The 9895-nt window shown below is 38.2% G+C and carries 4 protein-coding genes; all 4 read left to right on the forward strand.

The annotated features are described in order from the left end of the window. Window positions 1-68: 68 nt before the first annotated feature. Window positions 69-1823 carry a hypothetical protein gene (locus LBB20_01830; protein MDR2735563.1) on the forward strand — a complete coding sequence of 585 codons (1755 nt, stop codon included), beginning with the start codon at window positions 69-71 and terminating at the stop codon, window positions 1821-1823. Window positions 1824-1923: 100 nt separating this feature from the next. Then, a complete protein-coding gene (locus tag LBB20_01835) occupies window positions 1924-6450 on the forward strand; it encodes a hypothetical protein (protein ID MDR2735564.1) in 4527 nt (1508 codons plus the stop codon). A 218-nt stretch (window positions 6451-6668) separates the two neighbouring features. Beyond that, window positions 6669-8501 carry a threonine--tRNA ligase gene (gene thrS / locus LBB20_01840; GenBank protein MDR2735565.1) on the forward strand — a complete coding sequence of 611 codons (1833 nt, stop codon included), beginning with the start codon at window positions 6669-6671 and terminating at the stop codon, window positions 8499-8501. Between the two features lie 102 nt (window positions 8502-8603). Continuing rightward, window positions 8604-9895 (forward strand): hypothetical protein (locus LBB20_01845; GenBank protein MDR2735566.1); only part of this gene is annotated, 1292 nt, incomplete at its 3' end.

The raw sequence follows: 9895 nt of genomic DNA on the forward strand, positions 1-9895 counted from the left end.
ACCTGCGGCTATTTTTTATTTGCAAACTTTTACATATTTTACACACTGCATAATCACAAAGTGTGTATATGGGAAAAATAATTAGATCACTTGCATTTATATTGATTTTAACACCATGTTTACAAAAATATGGTTTTATTGCCTGCTTGGCAGGTAATATAAAGGCAAACGTTACCGTTGATAGTAACGGTAAAAAATCTAATGTTTCCATCCGGAAGAAACGAATCCTCGGCTGGGATAAGAAAAAACGCAATAAAAAAATAATCAAAATAGTCTCCGGCGAGTCATCAAAAGCAATTACCTATAAGGTAGATAAACAAAGGCCCGGTGGAAATCAAGAATCGGCTAAAAAGGATGATGCAAAAGATGGTAAAATAAAAGTTAAAGGCCAAAATCCACACTCTAATATCAAACTTGCAAATAACCAAAAGGATGCTAAGCCAGGTGACCAAAAATCTGCCCCGGCCGGTGAATCGACGGCTAGCAAAGCTCCTGCGGATACTCTGAATTTATCAAAAGATCAAATCAAAACCATTGCGGCTAAAGTAGATGAGATATTACTCGATGGAGCTAAATCCACATTAAATCCGGATGCATTAGGCCCCATAAACTATAAGCGCAAATTTGCTGATAACAGTTCCCTGACCATCACCGTTGGCTATGATAAAATTGCCAAGGAAGGATTGGCCTATAGTTCGGTTGAGATTACACCGGACACCGGACAATCAACAAAATTTACACTTTTACATTTGGCCACATTACTATCGGACACTTCCGGCAAAAAACTACTAAATGTAATCAAAGATTGCCCAACATTTGACATATCCGTAGCCTGCACATTTACTTTCAAAGGTCAAAAATACACGGACATACAGCCGTTGGACTTTGCAATACATAATAATAACACAGCCATTATAGGAGAAACAGTGGCCATTGCTAAAAAGCAGGACAAGTTAAATGACGTTCTATTAATCGATAAATTGCAATTCGGCGATCTTACTATAACAAACGGCACAATCCTCCACAAGGCGATTGCATCCAAGTTAGAAAAAATATCGCTATGCATAATAGAAGCCTGTAAAAATGATAAAGAAATGCTAAAAACTCTATTTTTAACCAAGGCTGAAATAGAAGTCAAAGGAGACAATCATTATAAAATAGCTGATACCACACCGCTTTTCCTAGCAGTATATTATAAATATGAAAATATTGTAAATGCATTGCTAAAAGTTGCCCAGGCGCATAACCTAAGTGTTTTTGGCGAAAAATGTGGTTTTGAAGCAAATGATACCAAAATAAACGGTTGCACACCATTTTTTTTCGCGCTATGCTACCAAAGTGATGCAGATATATTACTCAAGGCCGCGCAGGCTAATAACATAAGCATAGATATCCTGGCCGAGAAATGCGATCTACTAGAAACAAATACGGTAAAACTCACGAACATAACACCATTTCATAGCGCAGCGGTCTTCCCAAATATTCGTTCCGCTATTGAAAAATTATTAAAGTCAGATAAAATTTCGGAAAATATCGAGGCAGCATTGTTGGCCAAGGCTGATCTCGAAACCAAAGGTAACACCCATATCGCTATCACAAACGGTACCGTATTACATTTTGTAGCAGCCTATAAAAACAATCTTGACTATATCGATTTGATACTAAGCACCAGCAAAGATAGCAAAACCGATTTGTTAAACGCAAAATGCGATGAGTTCAAATCGCAGGATGGCCAAAAACAACAAAATATTACCGCTGCCGATATCGCAAGCTTCTTCAAAAACGAAGCTTATAAGCAATTGCTGAATGCACAGGCTAATTAAAATTAAGCTAATCAAACAAGAAAAATTACCTAATATGCAATGTTTACAATTGTAAATATGTTTAATTTCATTATTTTTGCTTTTTGATAAGGATGTCGTTATGGTTAAAACAATTAAATCATTTGTAGCTATACTAGCACTAGGTCAATGCCTACTGGCACTCGACGGAATTGAATGCCTTGCCCTGGCAAATCAACCAACAATGAGAATAAATGCCTCCAATAGGAGAAGAAATAGAAGACGTCACATGATGCAACGAAGGAGACGGGCAAGGAGGGAAAGACAAAAAAATAGAAGCAATCGCCAGATTAGCATGCAAGGAATAAACATCAATAGAAAAGCAAGATCTTTGCCTCAACCAAATACAACCCTATACACAACAACAAGCTCCTATAACTATAATAGGCCTATCATAACACAACCATCATCAATACCACAGATGCCGATTGGTACCATGACCAGGATCGGAGATAAAATCCATAGGGCTCTATGTGATAACAAATTCGTCCCACTAACCAACGTAGCCACATCCAAGCAAATTAAATATGCAGGACTTATCATTGACGATAAAAAAGTAACAGTAACCATTGACTACAACCGAATCGCTTCAGAAGGAATATCAAGTCCCTGTGTTGAAATTAGAAACCTAGACTCAAACCCTATCGTATTCAACCTCTTGCATTTTGCCACAGCGCTCACAGATGAAAGCAGAATAAGCTTTTTAGAAGTGATCCAAGAGGACCAAAAGATAGATGTATCCAGAAAAATCAGATTCACCATAGATAAACTGGAATATAATGTCAATCCACTATATTTTGCCATATACTTTAACAGAGAAGATGTTGTAAAAAAACTGTTAGATATTGCAAAAGATAAAGATCAACTCGATAAAATTTGTGATCTACAGGAAACCAAAATCTTAACCACAGGCTTACAGGAAAAATATACTATCCTGCACAGAGCAATCCTTTCAGAAAGCTCGGATAAAATTACACAGCACATTCTGGATGCTCTCGAAGACAAAATTGGTCTTCTACTAAATACAAAAACAGATATCAAATACGACGAATTCGAAACAAGTAATTGTTCACCATTCTTATTGGCAATATTCTATGGCAATGTAGCTATTGTAAACAAATTACTCACCACAGCAAAAACTTATAAAATAAATAGCATCTGGGATGCATGTAACCATATGATCTATAAAAACGAACATCTTATAAATCCAACACCTCATCAAATTGCAAAGTTTTTCAATAAAAATGATATAATAGAATTATTAAATCAGGCTGAGAAATCATCAATAACTTCGCCACAACCTCCGACATCAGTTCCACAACCACAACACCCATCGGAACATAGGCCACAACCTATGACATCAGTTCCGCCGCAGATAACGTTAACGCAGGTACAGCTAATTCTTAATGATATTGCAGTCTGCTTAGTATTAAATTCAAACCATAATTGCGAATACACGTTAGATGAAACCAAGAAAATAGCTAAGTTTAATAACGTTATAATTAAAGGCCAAAATGCAACTCTTGACATAAACTATAATGATCTAGTCACCAAAGGCCTGAATAGTGACTGCGTAATACTCAATGGCGGTTATCTGACTCTCCGTGGATTGGCAGACTATCTATACGCTAATGCTAAACAAATGCTTCTAAATATCATTAAAAACCTAGAAGCACAGTATTCTCAGCCAGCCAAACCAGCACCTCATTATCCATCGAGTCCTACGCCAGCACATCATCCGGCCACATATCAGAAACCACAGGGTTCTGCGCCGATGCTGACAAGTGAGCAGATCGATTTTATTGAGTTCGTAAGAGAAACCATTAATGTTGCCCTAGGTTATAAAAATGCTAAAGAAACCGGTAACCTATACCAAACTGAATACACCAAATTACTTGATAATCCATTTATCATAGACTATAAGGAATTCGTCACCAACGGCCTGAATAGTCGCTGTGTAATACTCAACGACAACCGTATTACTCTCCGCGAATTGGCAGACAAGCTACATAAGTATGTTGGAGAATACCTTAAAGGTGCCATTACACAGATTGATGGGTATTATGAGCAACTAAACAAATCAAAAACTCCAACGGTGCCGGCAAGTTCGCCAGCACCTAAGCCGACCCAGACGCCATATAATCAACCAACAGCACCTAACTATCCAGCGAGTCCTACGCCAGCACATCAGCCGGCCACATATCAGAAACCACAGGGTTCTGCGCCGATGCTGACAAGTGAGCAACCACAACACCCATCGGAACATAGGCCACAACCTCCAACATCAGTTCCGCCGCAGATAACGTTAACGCAGGTACAGCTAATTCTTGATGATATTGCACTTTGTTTAGTATTAAATTCAAACCATAATTGCGAATACACGTTAGATGAAACCAAGAAAATAGCTAAATTTAATAACGCTATAATTAAAGGCCAAAATGCAACTCTTGACATAAACTATAATGATCTAGTCACCAAAGGCCTGAATAGTGACTGCGTAATACTCAATGGCGGTTATCTGACTCTCCGTGGACTGGCAGACTATCTATACGCTAATGCTAAACAAACGCTTCTAAATATCATTAAAAACCTAGAAACACAGTATTCTCAGTCAGCACCTAAGCCGCCCCAGCCGCTATATAAGCAACCAACAGCACCTCACTATCCACCGAGTTATACGCCAGCACATCAACCAGTCAAGATAGTAGCACCTAAACCATCGGCATATCAGTCTCCACAGGCATATCATCCTGGATCGGCACCGGTATTTACCAAGTCAGCTCTGCTACACCAAAGTTCTCAGCCGACATTGAATAAAGGTCAGGTCGAATTGATTGGTATCGTAAGAGGAATCATTAATAACATCCTAGACGGGCAAATTACTCAAGAACCCGGTAACCCACATAAAATAAAATACACCGGATTACTTGCTAATCCATTTATCATAGACTACATGGAACTCGTCACCAACGGCCTGAATAGTCGCTGTGTAATACTCAACGACAACCATTTGACTCTTAATGAATTGGCAGACAAGCTATATGACCGTGCTGTTAGAGAAGAACTTAACCAGGCCATTACCGACCTAAAACCAGTGTTTTCTCAACAACAAGTTACGCCGAATGCACCGGTAGCTAGATCTAATACACTAACCCAGGACGATGTTAAAAATATTACAAATACAATTTCTGGGTTGTTAACAAATGAGAACAGGGATTGCCAAGTACGAAAAAATACAACGTCGGATATAATCGAATATACAAACATAAAAATTTATGATACTTATAATCACACTGATATTAAAAAAACCATTTATATAGATTATTCTAAACTCGCTAACGAAGGCCTGGAAAGTCCGTGCGTAAAAATTAATTATAACAACAGTGATAAATTTTTTACCATTCTACATCTTGCTGCAATATTAAAGCCTAGTAAGGTTGGAATAAATCTACTAAAAACTATTAAGGGCCACAAAACCTTCAACATATCAGCAATATGTCCATATAAGCTGGTGTGTACACCTGATCTAGATTTAACCGTATTGGAATTTGCAATAGCCATTGGCAATATGGATTTTGCAAGAGAGTTACTTAACATTGCAAAAGAACAAAATAAACTTCACAGCATATTGAAGGCATCTACTGGTAAATTTACTACAAAAAGTATGGGCCAGCTTTCCAAGCTTATTGATATTGAAAATAGCACAATTCTACATAGGATGATTGCGCATTGTAGAACAGATGCCATCGGCGTACTACTAGAAGCGTTTAAAGGTGACCAAAATGCGCTGAAAGCCATGCTTTTGTCCAAAGCAGTCTACAAAACATCCATAGAATGGTCGCAAGATTCAGGAACCTATGAAGTCAATGACTGCACACCACTTATCCTAGCAATGAATAGTGAGAATAGAGATGTTGCAAAGGCCATACTCGATGCAGCCCAAACCCTAGATAAACCTGCTTTGTCAGAAATTATTAATAGCACATGCACTTTTAACCTAAATGTTAGTGGCTTTGTCAAAATAACCAGGTGCACTCCATATATCCTTTCAATAATTCCTCATTTTGTTAACCAAAAGGCTAGAATCTATATGCAGAATATTTTAACCGACATTGCAAAAAATAATAATATAGATATTTTAAATGCCACCTGTGATATTGATTCTTATCTCGTGGAGATGAGAAATGTAACGCCGCTTCACATCCTTGGCCATGGGAATATTCTTAGCAGCAAACCGGGAGATAATTATGAATACGCGAAAATGCTACTAGATAAATCTAAATGGCTAGGAAAAGAAAGGATCAGAAATGCATTACTGGCCAAAGCCGATTATAAATATAAAAAGAATGATAATTCCCGTAATGTCATTGGAGTTGAAGATGGCACCCCATTGCATTTTGGCGCCACAAATAAAGAGTTTATCCGATTGATAACAATCCATGGCTGCGCTAGCAATACCATTAATCAGAATGATATATTGAACGACCCATGCAAAAATATTATTATGCGTGATGGTACCACAGCACAAGGTATTACACCCTATAGCATTGCTATACTTACAACCACTGATAACGAGATACATTTCCTGCTAAATCCTAATAAAAACTAAAAAACTAAAGATATTGATAAGGTAAATAGTTTTGACCATATTTAGATCGCTGGGTACAAATTACAACCAAACCTAGCGATCAATCGATTTTGCTAAACCCTGATTTGCTTTACTAATAAGCCAATATGATCCTGTGTTGGCCAATAGCCCTTACCGGTTAATTGTAAAAATTCTTATTTCTTGACTTGGGTTTCCCATATCTTTGTAATGGGAAAATCATGGTAAATTCTGCAGTTCTGTTAAAGATCAGACACTCGGCAGCCCATGTGCTTGCAAGCGCTGTAGGAAGGCTGTTCCCGACCGCTAAATTTGACATAGGACCAGCGACCGAAACAGGGTTTTACTATGATTTTGACACAGATCACAAGTTCACAGCCGATGATCTGCCATTGCTAGAGAAAGAGATGCTTGCCATTATAGAAGACAACCAGGCCTTCGAGAAGATTATCATCACAAAAGAAGAGGCCAGGAAGTTATTTTTAGACAAAAAACAAGAATATAAACTATCACGCCTGGACGATATTCCGGAGGGAGAAGAAATCTCTCTATATAGAAACGGTGAATTTGTCGACCTATGTGGAGGGCCTCATGTGGCTAACACCAACGAAATCAAGGCAATAAAGCTGCTTAGCATTGCCGGCGCCTACCACCGGGGCAATGAAAACAATAAACAATTGCAACGTATCTATGGCACAGCTTTCGATTCCAAAGAAGCTCTGGACCTATTTCTAAAACAGACAGAAGAAGCCAGGCTACGGGATCATCGCAAAATCGGCAAGGAAATGCAACTGTTCATGATAGATGATGAATTCGGCCAGGGATTGATTCTATGGCTTCCCAATGGCACAATAATTCGCAATGAATTGCAAAAATTTATACTCTCTGAACTGGAAAAACGTGGCTATTCCCAGGTTATAACACCAAATTTGGCTAAGCTGGACCTATTCAGAACCTCCGGCCATTTCCCCTATTACCAAGATGCCCAATATGCACCAATTCCGGAACGCGTTACACTGCAAAAACTTCTTGATAACAATGTTTCATGCAAAGAGATGATGGAAGGTCTGGAAAATGGTAAACTCGATGGGTTCCTGATAAAACCGATGAATTGCCCCGGTCACATAAAGATATATGCCTCAAAAACAAGATCTTACCGCGAGCTACCGGTGAAATTGGCCGAATTCGGCACCGTATATCGCTGGGAGCAATCCGGTGAATTGAGTGGCATGACCCGGGTCCGAGGATTTACCCAGGATGACGCGCATATCTTTTGCACCGAAGAACAACTTGGCGATGAAATAAACCAGTGCCTCCAATTGGTTCGTCTGATATTTAAGACACTTGGCATGGAGGACTTCAGGGTTCGGGTAAGCCTGCGTGACAGGGACTCTTCAAAGTACATTGGCTCCGATGAGTCGTGGATTTGCGCGGAAAATGCGCTCAAGCGAGCAGCCGAATCCCTTGATGTACCATTTTCACTGGAAGAAGGCGAAGCTGCATTCTATGGGCCAAAGATAGATTTTGTGGTCAAGGACGTCATCGGCCGCGAGTGGCAACTGGGAACTATCCAGGTGGATTATAACCTCCCGGAACGGTTTAAATTGACCTACATCGGTAGCGATAATAAACCACATCAGCCGGTGATGATCCACAGGGCACCCTTCGGTTCACTGGAAAGATTTTGTGGCCTACTCATCGAGCATTTTGGTGGAAATTTTCCCACCTGGCTGGCCCCGGAACAGGTACGCATTCTGTCGATCAATGACTCGGTTCTAGAAGAAATCAAAACCATTCAAAATAGATTGCATAGCAACGGCATAAGAGCTTGCATTGACCTAGAGCCGGAAAAGCTCGGTGCCAAAATAAGGAAAGCCGAACTGGATAAGGTTCCATACATGTTCATCGTCGGACCATCGGAAATTGAGAGTGGAACCGTGGCCGTTCGCTCAAGGGTAAACAAATACGTGGCTGGGACAATCGACCTCGAAAAAATCATAGAAATAATCACCAAGGAAATCCAGGAAAAGAAACTACCGTCGCCATTATCCTAACCCAAATAAATTCATAGAGCTCATATTGACAGAAAACATAGTTTACTAATAAAACATTAGTATATTGACATAGTATCAGCTAATACTAAAATTATAAGGCATATGGATGGGATAATTATTAAACGAGCTTCTTTTTATGTTCTATGTTTTTCTTTGATTGGTATCAATGTTCCACCCAGTGTTATAGCAGGTAGTAGCTCATTTATTAAATTCAAGAACTGGTTTCGTGCACCTACAAATACTAAGCCAACCGATTACGTACATAATGATGATTCAGAAGCTAAGTTAGAGAGCATAAAGACAGCATTTAAGCTACTAACATCTATCGCCTTTTATGAAATAGAAATAGCGCATAAAAAATTGCCAAAATTGGATCCAAATGATGAAAAAAATGTTAATCTTCAAAGCAAAATAAACCTTTTTAAAGACGAGATTTTACCACAGTATTATAAAAAAATAACACATGAAAATGACCTAGCTGCACTGAAACATTCTCTAACCGAATTTATAAATAACATTAGTGCTTTAGATGATACTATAGGAAAGAATATAGGCGGCCTACAAAAATTAAAAAAGGTGTTCGATTTTAATAACTATGGGAAAATTAGTTCAGCAATAAAAAACTTCCGTAATGAATTACATTCATTAAGCGAAAGTCGTACAGAAGAAAAATTAAATAACATAAAGAATGAAACCCTGGCAAAATGCACAAAAATAATGATGGCTAATGGGCTCGACTATGCCAATCAGGAAAAACTAATGAATGACACATTGGCGTTATTCAACATAGGAGTATATAACATATTAAAGGCCTACATGCGTTCTTGCCTAAAAAATAACACATCACATAACGATGCTCAAAATCAGGTAATACTCAACATGGAAGCCTATATAGACAAGAAAATAGCTCCACCTATGGATAAGTTATGCGACTTTATTAAAATATCCTGTGGAAGCTATAAGAATATTAACGATAAAGTATCCGGAACGACTAGGACTCAGGATAGTGTATTAAAAGACTTTGGCAATAATTCCTATATGTACTTAAATATGATGACTCATATAAATAGTCGTGCTGATGTTATAAATAAAATATTAATAGGCATAAAATCTTTTCTGACACAGGCACACAATGGATATTTCACAAAAGATGTCAAACACATGGAAAATGTAAAATACGACATACCGTATGATATTCGTTATGGCTTTAATAAGCTTGTATCATTTTTAACCCTGATCAATGTGGATAGGCTATACTCTTATAATGAATATGAAAAATTGTATCGTTCCATTGAACTTATTCGATCGGCAACCGTAATGCTAAAGTCTATGTATGAATTTTGCAATAGTTATAATGTGAATATGTTTTGTATCGATTTCGACACCATACAGAA

The organism is Puniceicoccales bacterium (assembly GCA_031283585.1).
GTDB lineage: Bacteria > Verrucomicrobiota > Verrucomicrobiia > Opitutales > LL51 > JAIRTH01.

What these genes read in the sequence shown, in the direction of transcription:
- LBB20_01830 (MDR2735563.1), top strand. Translation starts at nt 69, where the DNA reads ATGGGAAAAATAATTAGATCACTTGCATTTATATTGATTTTAACACCA.
- LBB20_01835 (MDR2735564.1), top strand. Translation starts at nt 1,924, where the DNA reads ATGGTTAAAACAATTAAATCATTTGTAGCTATACTAGCACTAGGTCAA.
- thrS (MDR2735565.1), top strand. Translation starts at nt 6,669, where the DNA reads ATGGTAAATTCTGCAGTTCTGTTAAAGATCAGACACTCGGCAGCCCAT.